This is a genomic window from Paraburkholderia sediminicola (assembly GCF_046026675.1).
Lineage (GTDB): Bacteria > Pseudomonadota > Gammaproteobacteria > Burkholderiales > Burkholderiaceae > Paraburkholderia > Paraburkholderia sediminicola_F.
Window position 1 is genome coordinate 924,604 of the sequence record NZ_JAQQEY010000002.1, and the last position, 16,787, is coordinate 941,390.

General features: G+C 62.6%; 11 protein-coding genes and 1 pseudogene. 8 read left to right on the forward strand and 4 right to left on the reverse strand.

What is annotated here, in order from left to right; genetic code table 11:
* The first annotated feature begins 21 nt into the window (after positions 1 to 21).
* Positions 22 to 1,356: a sensor histidine kinase gene (locus PQQ86_RS24055; protein ID WP_408272570.1), complete on the forward strand. Its 1,335-nt coding sequence runs from the start codon at positions 22 to 24 to the stop codon at positions 1,354 to 1,356.
* A gap of 51 nt (positions 1,357 to 1,407) precedes the next feature.
* On the opposite strand, the gene PQQ86_RS24060 is transcribed toward PQQ86_RS24055, so the two are convergent.
* Positions 1,408 to 1,737, reverse strand: a complete 330-nt coding sequence (locus tag PQQ86_RS24060; protein WP_408272572.1) for an ArsR/SmtB family transcription factor — start codon at positions 1,735 to 1,737, stop codon at positions 1,408 to 1,410.
* Positions 1,738 to 1,824: 87 nt separating this feature from the next.
* Here PQQ86_RS24060 and PQQ86_RS24065 point away from each other — a divergent pair, with 87 nt between their 5' ends.
* Positions 1,825 to 2,922, forward strand: a complete 1,098-nt coding sequence (locus PQQ86_RS24065; RefSeq protein WP_408272575.1) for an NADH:flavin oxidoreductase/NADH oxidase — start codon at positions 1,825 to 1,827, stop codon at positions 2,920 to 2,922.
* A 122-nt stretch (positions 2,923 to 3,044) separates the two neighbouring features.
* Here PQQ86_RS24065 and PQQ86_RS24070 read toward each other — a convergent pair whose 3' ends face one another.
* Both PQQ86_RS24070 and PQQ86_RS24075 read right to left on the reverse strand, forming a co-directional pair.
* Entirely contained in the window at positions 3,045 to 3,815 is a 771-nt protein-coding gene (locus PQQ86_RS24070; protein WP_408272578.1) for a DUF4410 domain-containing protein, read from the reverse strand.
* Between the two features lie 592 nt (positions 3,816 to 4,407).
* Positions 4,408 to 4,854, reverse strand: a complete 447-nt coding sequence (locus tag PQQ86_RS24075) for a tetratricopeptide repeat protein (RefSeq protein ID WP_408272581.1) — start codon at positions 4,852 to 4,854, stop codon at positions 4,408 to 4,410.
* Between the two features lie 353 nt (positions 4,855 to 5,207).
* Here PQQ86_RS24075 and phaP point away from each other — a divergent pair, with 353 nt between their 5' ends.
* The 3 genes from phaP to PQQ86_RS24090 all read left to right on the forward strand — a co-directional run bounded on the left by phaP (position 5,208) and on the right by PQQ86_RS24090 (position 7,951).
* Positions 5,208 to 5,636: a TIGR01841 family phasin gene (phaP, locus tag PQQ86_RS24080; RefSeq protein WP_408272583.1), complete on the forward strand. Its 429-nt coding sequence runs from the start codon at positions 5,208 to 5,210 to the stop codon at positions 5,634 to 5,636.
* A 582-nt stretch (positions 5,637 to 6,218) separates the two neighbouring features.
* Entirely contained in the window at positions 6,219 to 6,668 is a 450-nt protein-coding gene (locus PQQ86_RS24085; RefSeq protein WP_408279345.1) for a DUF2844 domain-containing protein, read from the forward strand.
* A gap of 11 nt (positions 6,669 to 6,679) precedes the next feature.
* Entirely contained in the window at positions 6,680 to 7,951 is a 1,272-nt protein-coding gene (locus PQQ86_RS24090) for a DUF3443 domain-containing protein (protein ID WP_408272585.1), read from the forward strand.
* Between the two features lie 365 nt (positions 7,952 to 8,316).
* Here PQQ86_RS24090 and PQQ86_RS24095 read toward each other — a convergent pair.
* Positions 8,317 to 9,381 (reverse strand): annotated as a pseudogene (locus PQQ86_RS24095) (zinc-binding metallopeptidase family protein); the annotation flags it as partial.
* A 322-nt stretch (positions 9,382 to 9,703) separates the two neighbouring features.
* Between PQQ86_RS24095 and PQQ86_RS24100 the strand changes: the two are divergent.
* Genes PQQ86_RS24100 through PQQ86_RS24110 form a run of 3 tightly spaced genes read left to right on the forward strand, consistent with a single transcriptional unit; the run spans position 9,704 to position 16,783 of the window.
* Positions 9,704 to 13,177, forward strand: coding sequence for a transglutaminase family protein (locus tag PQQ86_RS24100; RefSeq protein WP_408272588.1), 3,474 nt, complete (start codon positions 9,704 to 9,706; stop codon positions 13,175 to 13,177).
* Between the two features lie 46 nt (positions 13,178 to 13,223).
* Entirely contained in the window at positions 13,224 to 15,896 is a 2,673-nt protein-coding gene (locus PQQ86_RS24105) for a circularly permuted type 2 ATP-grasp protein (RefSeq protein ID WP_408272591.1), read from the forward strand.
* Complete coding sequence (locus PQQ86_RS24110) at positions 15,893 to 16,783, forward strand: transglutaminase family protein (RefSeq protein ID WP_408272593.1); 891 nt, start codon at positions 15,893 to 15,895, stop codon at positions 16,781 to 16,783. The genes PQQ86_RS24105 and PQQ86_RS24110 overlap by 4 nt, the downstream gene beginning before the upstream one ends.
* The last annotated feature ends 4 nt before the right edge of the window (positions 16,784 to 16,787 follow it).

Consider the following 16,787-nt stretch of genomic DNA (forward strand, 5'->3'; position numbering starts at 1 on the left):
CTCAATCACTGGATTCGCAGTTTGTCTGCACGGCTTTGGGTGACCAGCATTGTTGCACTCGCGATCAGCCTGACCGTGCTGGCGACGGCCGCCACCTATGCGTTCAATCATTTCCCTCAGCAGATGCTCGGGCAGCATGAGGAAATGGAAGGTGCTGCGGCAATTGCGAGTGGACTCCGGTTCGACGGTGCCGGCCATCCGGTTTCCGTGGCGCTTCCTTCGGAGAAGGCCTGGCTGTTCGAGGTGGCGCCGACGGAGCTGAAGTACCGGGTACTCGACGAACGCGGCAACGTGTTACTCGCTTCGAAAGGCGCTCAAGGGGATGAAGCATGGATTGCGGGCGATCTATCCGGATTCGTTGATAACGTTCAGCGGACAGAGATAGGCGCCAAGCCATTCGAAGTCTTGACGATGCGGGTTGCGCGTGGCCCGGCGGTCTTCTATATCCAGACCGCAACGGCCGAGCGTTTCGTCGACGCGCTTGTGGACAGCAAGGTCAAGCCGATGCCGGCGATCATCAAGACGATCATTGTCATTGCCACGATCATCTTTGGTCTGACTTTCCCGTTTACCGTGCATCGGGTGCTGAAGCCTCTAAGAGAGGCATCGCGCGCGGCTGCGCGTATCACACCGCGCAACCTCACTACGCGTCTTTCCATCGAGGGCGTTCCGAGTGAAATCAAGCCACTGATCAATGCCTTCAACGAAGCACTCAACAGACTCGAAAACGGCTTCGCCGTGCAGCAGCAGTTTCTCGCGTCTGCCGCGCACGAGTTGCAGACACCGCTCACCTTGATCCGCGGCCAGATCGAACTGCAGCCCGGGATCGATGACAAGGACCTGCTGTTTCGTGAAATCGATCTGATGGCGCGTCAGGTTCGGCAACTGTTGCATCTCGCCGAAGTCAGCGAGTCACAGAACTTCAGCTTCGGCGAGGTGAATATCGTCGACGTGGCGCAGGACGTGGTGACTTATCTTGCGCGCAAGGCCGATCGCAAGGAGGTGACGCTCCGGCTCGAAACCACGGTCGCGTCGTCGGCGATCTGGGCGGATCGAAGCGCGTTGTTCATTCTGCTCAAGAACATCGTTGAGAACGCGATCAACGCCTCGCCGGCGCATGGCGCGGTCGTTTTGATCGTCGATGCCGTCTCGGTGCAGGTTCAGGACGAAGGGCCGGGCATCAGGCAGGAGTACCTGCCGTTTCTCTTCAAGCGGTTCTGGCGTGCGCCGGATGCCCGGCATGATGGCGCCGGACTCGGCCTCGCGATCTGCAAGGAGATCGCCACGGCTCACGAATGGCGCCTGACTGTGAGCAGTCTGGTATCGGGCACGCGTTTCGCAGTGTGGTTCTCGTAGCGCCGGGCCCGTTGCGCTTGTATCGCTCTTCAGTCGATTTTCAACCGACCATCAAGCCGGTTCGCTCAACACCGGTTCGTTGACGATCTGTTTGACGATCGCCTCCATCAAGCCCGGAAACCGGGCGTCCAACTCGTCACGCCGCAGCGAATTCTGATGCACGGTGCCGGCAACGCGCGTGCGCACCAGTCCGGCTTCACGCAGGATCCGGAAGTGATGGGATACGCTCGACTTGGGGCGGCCGCCGTCGAGGTCGCCGCAGGTGGCCTCGTCGACCGTTGAAAGCTGACGGACGATCTCGAGGCGCACCGGGTCGCTAAGTGCATGAAAGAGCCGTCCGAGCGTGAAATCCTCAGCGGCAGGATGGGTATAGGTGCGCATTGTGCAAATGATAAAGGTTTCTGCGATACTCCATAGTTCGATGTTTGTCGAACTACCGTACAAGCATGTTCACAGGAGTTTAGCCCGATGTCAGCATTATTTCAGCCCTATAAGCTCAAGGACGTTTCCTTGCGCAACCGTATCGCCATTCCGCCGATGTGCCAGTACACGGCCGAAGACGGCCTGATCAACGACTGGCACCGTGTGCACCTCGCCGGTCTGGCGCGTGGCGGTGCGGGGCTGGTGATCGTCGAGGCGACGGCGGTGTCGCCCGAGGGACGTATCACGCCGGGTTGCGCGGGCATCTGGACCGACGAGCAGGCGCAGGCTTTCGTGCCGGTGGTCGCGTCGATCAAGGCAGCGGGCGCCGTGCCGGGCATCCAGATCGGCCACGCGGGCCGCAAAGCCAGCGCCAACCGTCCTTGGGAAGGCGACGACCACATCGCCGACAACGATCCGCGCGGCTGGCAGACCATTGCGCCGTCGGCGATCGCCTTCGGCGGCGGTCTGCCGAAAGTACCGAAAGCGATGACACTCGACGACATCGCCCGCGTGCGCGAAGATTTCGTCTCCGCCGCCAAACGGGCCCGTGATGCGGGCTTCGAATGGCTCGAACTGCATTTCGCACACGGCTACCTCGGCCAAAGCTTTTTCTCGACGCACTCCAATCAACGCGACGACGCGTACGGCGGCAGCCTCGAAAACCGCAGCCGCTTCCTGCTGGAAACCTTGGCCGCGGTGCGCAAGGTATGGCCTGAGCATCTGCCGTTGACGGCGCGTTTTGGCGTGATCGAGTACGACGGACGCGACGAGGAGACGCTCGCCGAGTCGATCGAGCTGGCGAAGAACTTCAAGCGCGAAGGGCTGGATATGCTGAGCGTCAGCGTGGGCTTCTCCACGCCTGCCGCACGTATTCCATGGGCGCCGGCGTTTCTCGCGCCGATCGCTGAGCGTGTGCGCCGCGAAGCCGGTATCGCCGTTTCGTCGGCGTGGGGCATCGATACGCCGGAACTGGCCGACCGCTCCGTCAAGAACGAGCAACTGGACCTGGTGATGGTCGGCCGCGCGCATCTGGCCGATCCGCACTGGCCGTACCATGCGGCGCGCAAGCTGGGGATTGAACGTCCGTCGTGGACGCTGCCGGCGCCGTACGCGCATTGGCTCGAACGTTACGCCGTCGCTTGAGCGCAGCACACTTAGGCGTACGCTACGCAACGGCTCTGAAAACGTAAAAAAGCGCGTGGCAGGGTGTGAATTCCATTCACTCTGCCACGCGCTTTTTGTCGTTCGGGCCTGCTGCGGATTACTTATCCTTTGACGTGCTCCGTCGAGAGCCAGCCCCCGCTTACACCGATCTGCGCCACCTGTTTTGCCACCGCGTCGGCGAGGCGCTTTGCATCCGCCGAAACACCGGCCTTCTTTGTTTCGGACACGGCGTGCAAGCCGCCGCCCACGGCTGCCGAAGTCGCGATGCTTCCGGCTGCGGCGCCCACGCCGGCTGTTTCGGCGATGCCGGGAGCTTTGCCGCTGTCGCCGGTGGCATTGAAACTTTGCACCAGCCGCGCGGTGCCGCCCGCCGGTTTGTAGAGAATCTGCACGGAGCTGCTCACCTCGCTCTTGCCGGCGCCGAGTCCAATCAGCACGCGGCGGCGGCGATTGCCCGCGTCGATCGTGTCGAAGCTGCCTTGCACGAGCAGGACGTTCTGGTCGGCGGGGGCGGGGATGTCCGAGCGAATCGCGCGCAGCCCCATCGATTGCAATTGATGCACGATTTCGTTGGCCACCTGCTCACGCACGGCGATCGCGTCGGCCGATTGCTTTTCTGCAGCGGACGAGCCGTCGAGTTGCGACTTCAATTTCTTCAGCATGCCGCCGTTGTCCAGTTTCACCTGATCCGGATTGCTGTCGAAGGTGTAGACATAAATATTGTCCGGGCGCACTTGCGGCTGTGCGCTGGTCTGGGTCGCGTTGTTGATGCTGCCGCCGGCGCAACCGGTCAGGAGCGCGCTGCCGCAGACCATTGCAACGCATGCAAAACGGGCGGCATTCTTTTTGAGGAAACTCACTGAAGTGAACATGTTCATCCTGTCGTCGGCACGCGGTGCCGTTAGCTTCGAACGCATCTTCCGATGATCGGGCAACCGTGGGATCGTTGATCATCGGAGTCGCATTCGCACGCGCGTTTTCACGCAAAGCACCCTTGATCTCATGCGTCTTTTTTCGTACGCACCGGCAGCGAAACGAAGTATGGGCGAGTCACTTCCCGAACTCCATTCAACAATTATTTCGCGCAATGTCACGGCGAAACATGCAGCCGCGGAGCGGGTTTGGCATGGGGTGAATGCGACGGCAGGGTGTCAACTCAAGGCAAGTTTGACGATGCAGCAAAGAACGAAGACGAGCAGGGCCGCGGCGACGGCCATATTGAGCGGATAGCGCATTGTTCACCAGGCACTAGCATTACGGTGCTCTCATCCTAATCACCTGAGGGAAGATGAAAAGTGGGCAGTGAGGCGGCTATGTGCGAAAGCTAACGCAGCGCGCCGAACGGGTGCGCTGCTTTTCGACGGGAGCGCTTCCAACCGATTTTGTATCGGGACGAATTGCCGTGTCCCTCGCTTCGGGTTGGAATTACTGGTCGTTCGACTGCGTGATGATCGAGGCCGCGCTTTATTGCGCGGCAGGCGGTTGCATCTCTGCCGGCATGCCATGCGGCTGCCTGTTCGTCGCAACGAGATCTTCCGACAGACTGGTGCGCAGCGTAGCAATCGCCTGGTCAGGATTGGCCGGCTTCAACTGCTCACGGGCCAGCGAGTCGTACACGTAATGACGCAGCATCGGATCTTGCGTCTTGCTCAACACCTCGTGATACACGGCGACGATCTCGCCTTCACGCCCGCTCATTGCATACAGGCGGCGCAACTGTTCCAGGTCGTTGACCACCGCAAAACCCGGACCTATTGGCCCATGCGGAAAAGATGGCCCGTCGCCGTGATGCGGCTCGCCGTGCGCGGGGGCCGATGCGGGCGGCGGCGCTGCCGCTTCCTGTGCCAGCGCGCCAGTGGCGGCCACGGTTAAAACGGCGGCCAGTGCCGCGCCCAGCATTCCTTTTTTCATGATGTCGCTCCCATTGAGACAGCACCGGCGCAACGTGCGCCGGTACATTGGAAACGATAGTCGACATGGCGTTTTGTCGGGTTACTGAAGCTATCTTGTAACTTACAGGGCCTTGCATCCTTCGCGGCCGAAGCCGTTAAACGTTCCGGCAATGAGACGCCCGACGCCAGGGTGTGCCCGCTGGCGCAATGTGGCCGGATGGCGCATGATTGACGCAATGTGCCGTCCGACCCCAGAAGCAGCACGCCTTTGCGGGAGGCGCGGCGCACGCGACGCCACTGGTGCCTATGCCGGAGAAACCCATTGCGGCGATGCACTACGGGCGAGTATTCAATCGTTAAGGAGGATTTCGCATGAGCCAACCTGACGCCACCAATCCGTTTGGCGACTTCACCAAAATGCTGGAGCAGTTCAAGCTTCCCGGCTTCGACGTACCCGCCATCATGGAAGCGCGACGCAAGGATGTGGAAGCACTGGTTCAGGCGAATCAGACGGCATTCCAGGGTATACAGTCACTTGCGCAGAAGCAGACTGAAATGCTGCGGACCACGTTGGGCGAATTGCAGTCGCTCACCGGGCAATTGTCGGCCGGCGGCGCCGCGCCTCCGGCGAAAGCCGCCGAACTGATCCAGCAAAGCCTGCATAAGTCGCTCGCCGACATGCAGCAGTTGGCGCAAGCCGCATATCAGACGCAGGCTGAGTCGTATGCGGTGATCGCAAAACGCGTAGAAGAAAATGTGCAGGAGCTTAAATCGCTCTTGCAACAGCAGCAGAAAAAGTAACGGACGCGGCTTGCTGAAGCCGCAATGAATTAGCAGCGACGTACCCGATGCCGCGGATGACCACCAGGTTATCCGCGGCATTTTTTTGCCGCTTTGAAGTGCGCACGTAAGCGATTTTCTCTTCAAACAAAAGCCGTCCGCACGTGCCGCAATGATCAGATGAAATGGGCCGGTAGATGCGAATTATTCAGCGGACGCTTACATTGCTCGCGACATGCGACTCGCGTTAATATTTTTCTACTGTGGCCCCGTTATTTAATGCGTGTGTTCGCTTTAAACAGGACGTGTCGGCAAAATCTGCGCTCAAGCGACGCCCCTTGGTGATCCTGTCCTCAAATATCAAACAGGTTAAAACGACGCCGAGCATGCAGAAGGTTTAAATCGTCCCGCAAACGATTGCTGCGCCCCTGCGCGATAGCTAAAGTTTCGCGCTGCCACTCCGTAGACGCATTCACGCAACCCAACCGGTGTGAATGCAGAACCGGCACCGCCGGTCAGGAGTGCGCCCCTGGATTCCCCGTTTGTGATCGGCTCACCCGCCGGCCACGAGCGTTTCACCTCGAAGGAAATCTCTTGAAACCGATGCTTTCTACAAGCATTGCTCGCGCAATGCTCGGGGCAGGCTGCGCGCTGTCGTTTGCCGCGCACGCCACGCTCGGCCAGAACGTCAGTTCTGTCGACAGCGATCAGACGAGCCTTCACGCAGCGGCTCAGACGGTCACTACGCAAAGCGCGTATTCGGTGCGCCTGATGACAATGCCGTCCGGCACGCTGGTGCGCGAGTACGTCGCGCCCAACGGCATCGTCTTCGGTGTCGCGTGGCAGGGCCCGACGCTGCCGGATCTGAAAACCATGCTGGGCACGTCGTTCGACCAATACGTCGCTGCCACCGCAACCCGGCGTGGTACGCCGCTGGCGGTGTCCGGCAGCGATCTGGTTGTGTTCTCCGGCGGGCACCTGCGCGCGTTTGCCGGCTACGCCTACCTGCCGCAAGCGGTGCCTGCGGGCGTCGATGTCGGCGTCATTCAATAACGGAGCGAATCATGCGTCATACGTCTTCGTTCGTTACCCTCCTGTGCGCGGCGCTGCTCGCGTTGCTTGTCAGTGCCTGCGGCGGGGGCGGTGGCTCCGGCGGTTCCGGCTCCTCGTCGAGTTCCGGCACGACGAGCCTTTCGGCCGGTCCCACAGTCACCAATACGTCGCCTTCGCCGCAAGTGGTAGCCGCCAATGCGGTGCGCGTGACGGTCGACTCCGGCGTGAGCAATGTGCCGAACATGCCGTTCGTCAGCATTACGATTTGCGCGCCCGGCACCAGCCAGTGTCAAACCATCGATCACGTCCTGGTGGATACCGGTTCGTGGGGTGTGCGCGTGTTCGCCTCGCAATTGCCCGCTTCGATGGCGCTGCCGCAACAGAAGGACGCCTCGGACCATCTGGTTGCCGAATGCATGCAGTTCTTCGACGGCTACACATGGGGTTCGGTGAAGCTCGCGGACCTGCAGATCGCTGGTGAAAAAGCGGCCTCGCTGCCGATCCAGGTGATCGACCCGAGCTACGCTTCGGTGCCGTCGGATTGCGCGAGCGTCGGCGCGTCGCGCAACACGCCGGGTACGTTGCAGGCCAACGGCATTCTGGGCATCGGCGTGTTCAAGCACGACTGCGGCGCGAACTGTGTGCAACAGGCGATAGCCGGCACGTATTACGGCTGCGGCAGCACGACCTGCACATCGATTCCGCTTGCTGAAGCGCTGCAGGTCGCCAATCCGATTCCGTACTTCACGACCGACAACAACGGTTCGATGTTGAGCTTGCCGACGGTGTCGGGCGGCGCGCAGTCGGTCAGCGGGCAACTGGTATTTGGCATCGGCACGCAGGCCAACAATGCGCTGGGCAGCGCGCAGGTGATCGGCGTGAGTGCGTCGAACGGCACCTTTACGACGGTGCAGAACGGCACGACGTATTCGAGCAGTATTCTGGACAGCGGCTCGACTGGCTTGTTCTTCCAGACCAGTGCGTTGCCGACATGCGCGAGCCCCAATAGCGCGTACTACTGCCCGGTGTCGACCCAATCGCTGAGTGCGATGATCCAGGGGGGGAATGGCACGACTAGTTCGGTGAACTTCAGTGTTGGCAATGCCACGACGATCTCGCAGACGTACAGCGGCGATTCAGCCTTGCCGCTGCTGGCTGGGCCGGCCTTTGTGACGTCGTCGATTTTCGACTGGGGCCTGCCGTTCTTCTACGGGCGTAACGTGTACGCCGCCGTCGAGCAGCAGACGACGCCTGGCGGGACGGGGCCTTACGTCGCGTATTGAGCGATAGGCTCGGTTTGGCTTCGATAGGAAAAAGCCCGCTGCCGGTTGATACTGCAGCGGGCTTTTTTATGGATTCTCGAAGCGTCCCACGTGCAGGTATTGCGACTGGGCTAACGCCGGCGCGCGGCCCGCTTGGCGGGGGCTGCTTTGGCGGCGGCGGGTCCGGATTGCAAGGGCGGTGCTGACGGCGCGGCTGTTTCCATGACGGGCACCTGCACGGGTTCCTGCGACACGACAGGTTGAGCGATGGGTTGTGGTGCAGACAGCGGCGCCGGTTGCGCGACTGGCTGTGCCGCCACCGGTTGCAACGCCCCAGCCTGCGCCGAGCCGGCTTTACTTGCCGGCTTCGCCGCTTCACGCGGTTGCGTTTTATCGCCGGCTGCCGCAATCACCCGATGCACGAACCGCAGCTTATCCACCACCGGCGAGGCGAGCGTGAACGGATACCCGTCGGGCATGCCAAGACTCCGGTTCAGGCTGTTCAGCGCATATGTGAGCGGAAACCAGCGTTTCATCAGATTCTCGAAGCTCGCGTCTTCGACGGGCGTGCGGTCGGTCAGCGTCGGCTCGCTCGGGTCGTCGGGCAGTAAGGCAAGGCCATACGAGGTCGACGTATCCAGCACGTCGACGATCAGCATGTAGTGCGCCCACGTTTCGGCCCAATCTTCCCAGGGATGCATCGTCGCATAGGCGCTGATATACGAGCCCTGCCAGTCTTTCGGCGCGCCGTCGCGATAGTAGGTCGTCAGCGCTTCGCCGTAGTCGGCGCGCTCGTCGCCGAACAGCTTGCGGTAGGGCTCGAGCCAGCGCGGGTCGTTCTCGACCAGCTGGCTGAAATAGTAGTGGCCCGTCTCGTGGCGGAAGTGGCCGAGCAGCGTGCGGTAGGGCTCGCCCATCGCGCTGCGCACCTTTTCGCGGTAGGCGTCTTCGGCTTCGGCGATGTTCAGCGTGATCAGGCCGTTGTCGTGGCCGGTCATGACGCGCTCACCGTCGCCGCCGTCCTCGAGAAATTCGAATGCCAGGCCGTATTCGGGATCGTCCTTGCGCGAAGGCACGTCGAGGCCGAGCGCGGCCAGCGTATACAGCAGGCGCCGCTTCGCCATCTCCAGCCGGTACCAGTAGAGCCGGTTGTCCGGCGCGCTCAGATTCGGAATCGTGCGCGTGAGCTGGCAGGCGCGGCACAGCGTGTCGGGCGAGTCGGCGGGGATCATCCAGTTGCAGACATTTTCGACCGCGTAGTTGTGACATTGCCGGAACAATGCACCCTCGCCACGCGGATGCAGACTGCGCCAGCGGCCTTCACCGGCGTCTTCGAAGGCGCTGATTTCGGCCAGTTCAGGCACATATCCGAGCAATGCCTCGCAGCGTTCGCAACGAACGTTTTCATAGAACACAAGGTGCGAGCAGCGATTGCAGTGGAAGGTTTTCATCGATCGGGCCTGGGTGGTGGGGGCAGTCGTGGGGCGAAGCCAACGCGCAATCTTCATGCCGCATTTGCCAGACGTCACTGGTTTAACGCACATTACGTGCATGATCGTGCATCGCCGCTGCGCCGCTTTGGTGCGCGGCTGCTGAAAAAGTAAGGGAAAGGCGCGCTGATCGATCGACCGGACGGTCGACAGATGCGGCAAACTTCGCAGTAGGCTGTAATCCGGGCGGTACAGGCAGTTCACGCGGTTTTTCGCGCTTGTTCTATAAACGGCACGAAGCTTGCTTTTTGGCGGGCTGCCATCCAATGTCCAGGAGTCCGGTGTGTCCATACGCGTCGCGTTGAATCATGTCACACATTACCGCTACGACAGGCTGGTTGCGCTGTCGCCCCAGGTCGTGCGTCTCAGGCCTGCGCCGCATTGCCGGACCCCCATTCTGTCTTATTCGATGCGGGTCGAACCGGCTGAACACTTCATCAACTGGCAGCAGGACGCGTTTGCCAACTATCAGGCGCGCCTCGTCTTCCCCGAGAAGACGCGCGAATTCAAGGTGACCGTGGATCTGGTCGCCGAGATGGCGGTCTACAACCCGTTCGACTTCTTTCTCGAACCGTCGGCGGAACAGTTTCCGTTCGAGTATGCGCCCGGCCTCGCGCTGGAGCTCGCCCCGTACCTCGTCAAGCGGCCGATGACGCCGCGCTTCGCCGAGTTCGTCGCGAGTATCGACCGCAAGCCGATGGTCACCGCCGACTTCCTCGTCGCATTGAATCAGCGGCTGCAACGCGAGATCCGCTACCTGATCCGCATGGAACCCGGCGTGCAGACGCCCGAGGAAACACTGGTCAGCGCCGCGGGTTCCTGCCGTGATTCGGGCTGGCTGCTGGTCGAGACGCTCCGGCAACTGGGGTTGGCGGCGCGCTTTGTCTCTGGCTATCTGCTGCAACTTGCGCCCGACGTGAAATCCATCGACGGCCCGAGCGGCACCGAAGTCGACTTTACCGACCTGCACGCATGGTGCGAGGTCTACCTGCCGGGCGCGGGCTGGATCGGCTTCGACCCGACCTCCGGCCTGCTCGCCGGGGAGGGGCATATTCCGGTCGCCTGCACGCCCGAACCGGGCAGCGCGGCGCCGATCTCCGGCGCGGTCGACGAATCCGAAGTCGAGTTCGAGCACACCATGTCGATTGAACGGGTACTGGAGACGCCGCGCGTCACCAAGCCCTTCACCGAAGAAGTGTGGAACGACGTCGTTAAAATGGGCGAGCAGGTCGACCAGCGCCTCACCGAGATGGACGTGCGCCTGACGATGGGCGGCGAACCGACCTTCGTGTCGGTGCGCGATCGCGACGCCGACGAATGGAACACCGACGCGCTCGGCCCCACCAAACGCGGCTACGCGGTCGCACTGATGGACAAGCTGCGCTCGCGTTACGGCGCAAACGGCTTTCTGCATATCGGTCAGGGCAAATGGTATCCCGGCGAACAGTTGCCGCGCTGGGCGATGTCGCTCTACTGGCGCGCCGACGGCGAGCCGTGCTGGCAAGACCCCGCGCTCTTCGCCGACGAACGCGAGCCGGGCACCTACACGGCCGCCGACGCCCAGCGTTTCCTCGCTCATCTGGCGACGAAGCTGGCGCTCGACACGGACTGCATCCAGCCCGGCTTCGAAGACGTCTGGTACTACCTGTGGCGCGAGCGCCGTCTGCCGGTCAACGTCGATCCGCTCGATGCGCGTCTGGATGACGAACTGGAGCGTGTGCGTCTGCGGCGCGTGTTCGATGCAGGGTTGGGCGGCGCGACTGGCTTTGTCTTGCCGCTCGGGCGTGAACGCGACGTGCCGAACGAGGCGCCGAAGTGGGTCAGCGGCCGTTGGTTCTTCCGCGACGAGCGCATGTTCCTGATTCCCGGCGACTCGCCAATGGGTTATCGCTTGCCGCTCGATTCGCTGCCATGGGTGTCGAAGACCGACTATCCGTATCAGCACGCGCACGATCCCTTTGCGCCGCCGGTGCCGTTGCGCCCGGCCGCACAATTGCGCATGCAATACGACGGCGAACAGCGCACCTTGACTGCCGCCGATGCGCGGCGTGCGGCAGCGTTGTCGTCGTCAGCGGCGGATTTGTTGAGCGGCATGCCGGGCAGCGGCGTTCTGGCCTTTGCGCCTCAGTCAGACGACCAGCAGCCGCCGGAGCATGGGCAGTCGTCGAAGGAAACGCTGCGTACGGCGATCTGCGTCGAAGCGCGCGACCCGAAACGGGCCGCCGGTCCGAAGGCGGAAACCGAAGCGTTCGGCAGCGGCCGCTCGCTGCTGCATGTGTTCATGCCGCCGCTCACCGAACTGGACGACTATCTCGACCTGCTCGCGGCGATTGAGGCGACGGCCGGCGAGTTGCAGATGCAGGTGGTGCTCGAAGGCTATCCGCCGCCGCGCGATGCGCGCCTGAAGATCCTGCAGGTAACGCCGGACCCGGGTGTGATCGAGGTGAACATTCATCCGGCTTCGAGCTGGGAGCAATTGGTCGACAACACGGAATACCTGTATCAGTCCGCGGCCGAGAGCTATCTGAGCAGCGAGAAGTTCATGACCGACGGCCGGCACACGGGGACCGGCGGCGGCAATCATTTCGTGCTCGGCGGCGCGACGCCTGCTGATAGTCCGTTCTTGCGCCGTCCCGATCTGCTCGCGAGTCTGATCGCGTATTGGCACAACCATCCGTCGCTGTCGTATCTGTTTTCCGGGCTCTTTATCGGGCCGACGAGCCAGGCGCCGCGCGTCGACGAAGCACGCAACGACCAGGTGTATGAGTTGGAGGTGGCGTTCCGCGAGTTGCAGCGGCAGATCGATCTGCTCGGCGGCCGCGACAGCGCGAACCTGCCGGCGTGGATGATCGACCGCTCGTTGCGCAACATCCTGATCGACGTGACGGGCAATACGCACCGCGCCGAGTTCTGCATCGACAAACTCTATTCGCCCGATGGTCCGACTGGCCGCCTCGGCCTGCTCGAATTGCGCGGCTTCGAAATGCCGCCGCATGCACGCATGAGCCTCGTGCAGCAGTTGCTGTTGCGCGCGCTGGTGGCGCGCTTCTGGCACACGCCGTACACGCAGCGGCTCACGCGCTGGGGCACGGAACTGCATGACCGTTTCCTGCTCGGCACCTTCGCCAAGATGGATTTCGACGACGTGCTCGGCGAACTCAACCAGGCGGGCTTTGCCTTCGAGAGCAGCTGGTTCGCGCCGCACTTCGAATTCCGCTTCCCGCTGGTCGGCGAGACCACGGTGAACGGCGTCTCGCTGACGATCCGCAACGCGCTCGAACCGTGGCACGTGATGGGCGAGGAGGGCTCACCTGGCGGCACGGTGCGTTACGTGGATTCGTCGGTGGAAAGGCTTGAGGTACGCGCGCTCGGTTTGAACGACAACCGCCATGTGGTGACGGTCAACGGTGTGCCGGTGCCGCTTCAGCCGACGGGCCGCGTCAGCGAATATGTGGCCGGCGTGCGCTTTCGCGCCTGGTCGCAACCGTCGGCGCTGCATCCGACCATCGGGGTGGATGCGCCGCTCACCTTCGACCTGGTCGACACATGGACTGGCCGCTCGGTCGGCGGATGCCAGTATCATGTCGCACATCCGGGCGGGCGCAACTATCAGACCTTCCCGGTCAACGCCTACGAGGCCGAAAGCCGGCGGCGCGCACGCTTCTTCGCATCCGGTCATACGCCGGGGCCGCTCACGGTCGGTGTACCGCAGCGCAGCCTCGAGTTTCCGTTCACGTTGGACCTGCGCTACTGGTAACCTGGTAGACTGAAAGCGGCAGCATACTTTTAAGAACGACACGACCTTGGCCTTTCAATCGACTTTTCCTTTCGAAACGTCCGCGGCGCGCGCGGACGCTTCGTCCTTATTGCGGCTGTTGCCGGCTTACGAAGGACATTGGGACGAGTTACGCGACGCCTCAGGCGTGTTGCGCGAGCCGTGGCGGCAATTCTTCGAGCGGCTCGGCGAAGACGGCATCGCGCGATTGGAAGATCACCGCGCGTCGATCGCGCAGCAGATCCGCGACAACGACATCAGCTACAACGTCTACGCGGATAACGGCGAGCCGCGGCCGTGGGCGCTCGACCTGCTGCCGTTCCTGATCAGCGAGGCCGAGTGGGCGCATATCGAGCGTGGCGTGACGCAGCGCGCGCATCTGCTCAATGCCATCGTCGCCGATATTTATGGGCCGCAGACTTTGCTCGAGCGTGGGCAGTTGCCACCCGCGCTGGTGTTCGGGCATCCGGGGTATCTGCGTTCTGTGAAGGGCTTCACGCCGCCTGGCGGGCAGTATCTGCAGGTGGTTGCCGTCGATCTGGCGCGTACGCCTGCCGGCAACTGGACCGTCATGGCACATCGCACCGAGGCGCCATCCGGGCTGGGTTATGCGCTGGAAAACCGGCTGATCGTCTCGACGCTGTTCGCCGAACCGTTCCGCGCGATGCGCGTGAGCCGCCTCGCCCCGACCTATTCGCAACTGATCGCGACGCTCGCGCAGGCCGCCCAGGCCACCATGGCGCACGACAGTTCGGGCGCCGATGGTTTGCCCCATATCGCGCTGCTCACGCCTGGTCCATTTAGCGAAACCTACTTCGAGCACGTGTTTCTCGCGCGTTATCTCGGCGTTACGCTGGTCGAAGGCAAAGACCTGACCGTGCGTGACGACATGCTGTATCTGAAGACGCTCGCCGGTCTCGAACGTGTGCACGTCGTGCTGCGGCGTCTGGACGATGCTTTCTGCGATCCGGTCGAACTGCGCGCGGATTCGAGCATCGGTGTGCCGGGCCTGTTGCAGGTGATGCGCGCGGGCAATGTGATCGTGTCGAACGTGCCGGGTTCGGGCTTTGTCGAATCGCCTGCCTTGCATGGCTTTCTGCCGGGTATCGCCGAAGTTTTACTCGACGAAGACCTTGTGCTGCCGAGCGTGGCCACCTGGTGGTGTGGCGAAAAGGCGGCGCGCGTCCACGCATTCGGGCGTCTGGACGAAGCGTTCATCGTACCGACGTGGCCGGTCGCGGCACGCGATGCGCCACCCGGAATCGAACAGGGCAGGCAACGGCTGTCGACATGGCGCGAGCGCATCGAGGCGATGCCGGACGCCTATACGATCCAGCAGCCGCAGCGCTTTTCCTGCACGCCGCGTTACGAGGACGGCACCATTGGCCGTCGTCCGTCGGTACTGCGTGTCTATGCGATTGCCGACGTCAACGGCGGCTGGCATGTGATGCCAGGCGGCTTCACGCGGATGGCCGCCGAGCGCCAGGCGACGGTGTCGATGCAGTACGGCGGCAGTAGTGTCGACACGTGGGTGCTGTCGAGTCAGCCGACGTCGACTTTCACGCTGTTGCCTTCGCCGATGCAACCCGCCGATCTCGCGCGCAAGCATCGCACCGTGTCGAGCCGCGCGGCGGAAAACCTGTTCTGGGCCGGACGTTATGGCGAACGCGCCGAAAACAATGTGCGGCTGTTGCGCCTGATTCTTGGCTCGCTGGAAGGCAACGACGCCGACGCGATGTTCCCCACGCTGGTCGAACTCGCCATGCATTGCGGTCTCGTGCAATCCGGCGATATGTCCACGCCGCATTCGCCACAGGCATTCGAGCGCGCGCTGGTTGCGAATCTGAGCGAGAGCACCGGCGCTGCGAGCATCGGCCAGAACCTCAACTATCAGGCGCGTGCGAACGGCGAGGTGCGGGGGCGTTTGTCGAACGATCACTGGCGCACGATTCTCGCGGCGCGCAACGACTTCCGCGATGCATTGCAGACCTTGATGCCGGCTGCGGGTCTCAATGGCAATGGTAATGGTGGTGGCAGCGGTAGCGGCTCATCGCAGGGCGGCGCGAATGGCAACGGGCGCGCCGAGCGCAGCGAACGCTACGACCGTTATGACCGCGTGACGCTGATGAACGCGCTCGAACGCCTGTCGGTGCAGCTGTCGGCGATCAGCGGCGCGCAAGGCGATCGCATGACACGCGACGAAGCGTGGCGTCTGCTATTCGTTGGACGGCACATCGAACGCGTGTCGGCGATGTCGTCCATCTTGCGTGTTGTCGCCGATAACGGCCAACTCTCGACGCCAGCCGGGTTCGATCTGCTGCTGCAATTGTTCGACAGCACGCTGACGTACCGCTCGCTGTATCCGGGCCGTTTCGAAGTACCGGCCTTGCTCGACCTGCTGGTGATCGAGCCTACCAATCCGCGCGGCGTCTATGGCGTCTATGAGCGCCTGCGCAAAAAACTCGAAGAGATCGCCGTGGCCGCGGGCGGCATGCGGCATCGGCCGTTTGCGGAAATGATGCCGCCTGCCGCATCGTTGCCGGCGCTCGCGGCCCTGTGCGCCATCGACGAAGACGATTCATACGCCGACCTGATTGCGGTGTGCGATCAGATTGGTGGCTATGTCGGCGCGGCGGCGCATGAGATCAGCGCGCGCTATTTCAGTCATGCCAGTACGGTGGCATCGCAGGTGTGGTCATGAAGAACACGCCGACTGTCTTGTCCGTCTCCCATCGCACGACCTACCACTACTCCACGTATGTGGAGACCGCCCAGCATCTGGCGACGATCCGGCCGATCGCCTGTGCGTGGCAGCGCGTGGTCTCGCACAGCGAAAAGATCGAACCGGAGCCGTCGTATCAAACCAGTCGTATCGATGCATTCGGCAACGACGTCCTGTACTTCGCGCTCGACGCTCCGCACGAGCGCCTGCAACTCGTCAGCGAAACCACCGTCGCGCTTATGCCGCGCTGGACCGACCTCGATCCCGAGGAAACACCCGAATGGGAAGACGTGGCGGACGAGTTGCGTTTCTGGGTCGGCGGCGAGTTCCGGCCTGAGGTGGAGTTCTGCTTTGCATCGCCGAACATCGTGCCGCGGCCGTCGTTGCGCGCTTATGCGCTGCCGAGCTTTCCTCCCGGCATGCCGATCGTGGCGGGTGCGATCGATCTGATGCACCGGATTCACAAAGACTTCGCGTACAAACCTTCGGCGACGATGTTTGACACGCCCGCCGAGCGCGCCTTCGAATTGAAGAGCGGGGTATGCCAGGACTTCGCGCAGGTGATGATCGGCTGTTTGCGCTCGCTGGGTTTGCCGGCGCGCTACGTGAGCGGTTATTTGCGCAACGATCCACCGCCTGGGCAGCCGCGCTTGATCGGTGCGGATGCCTCGCATGCGTGGGTGTCCGTTTATTGCCCGGAGAGTGGCTGGATCGATCTCGACCCCACCAATGACGTGCTTGCCGATATGGACCATGTGACGCTCGCGATCGGGCGGGACTACAGTGACGTGTCCTTGCTGCGCGGAATGATCCTCGGAGGCGGGGCGCATCGGGTGGAAGTGGGTGTGACGGTGCTTGCGCTCTAAGTTT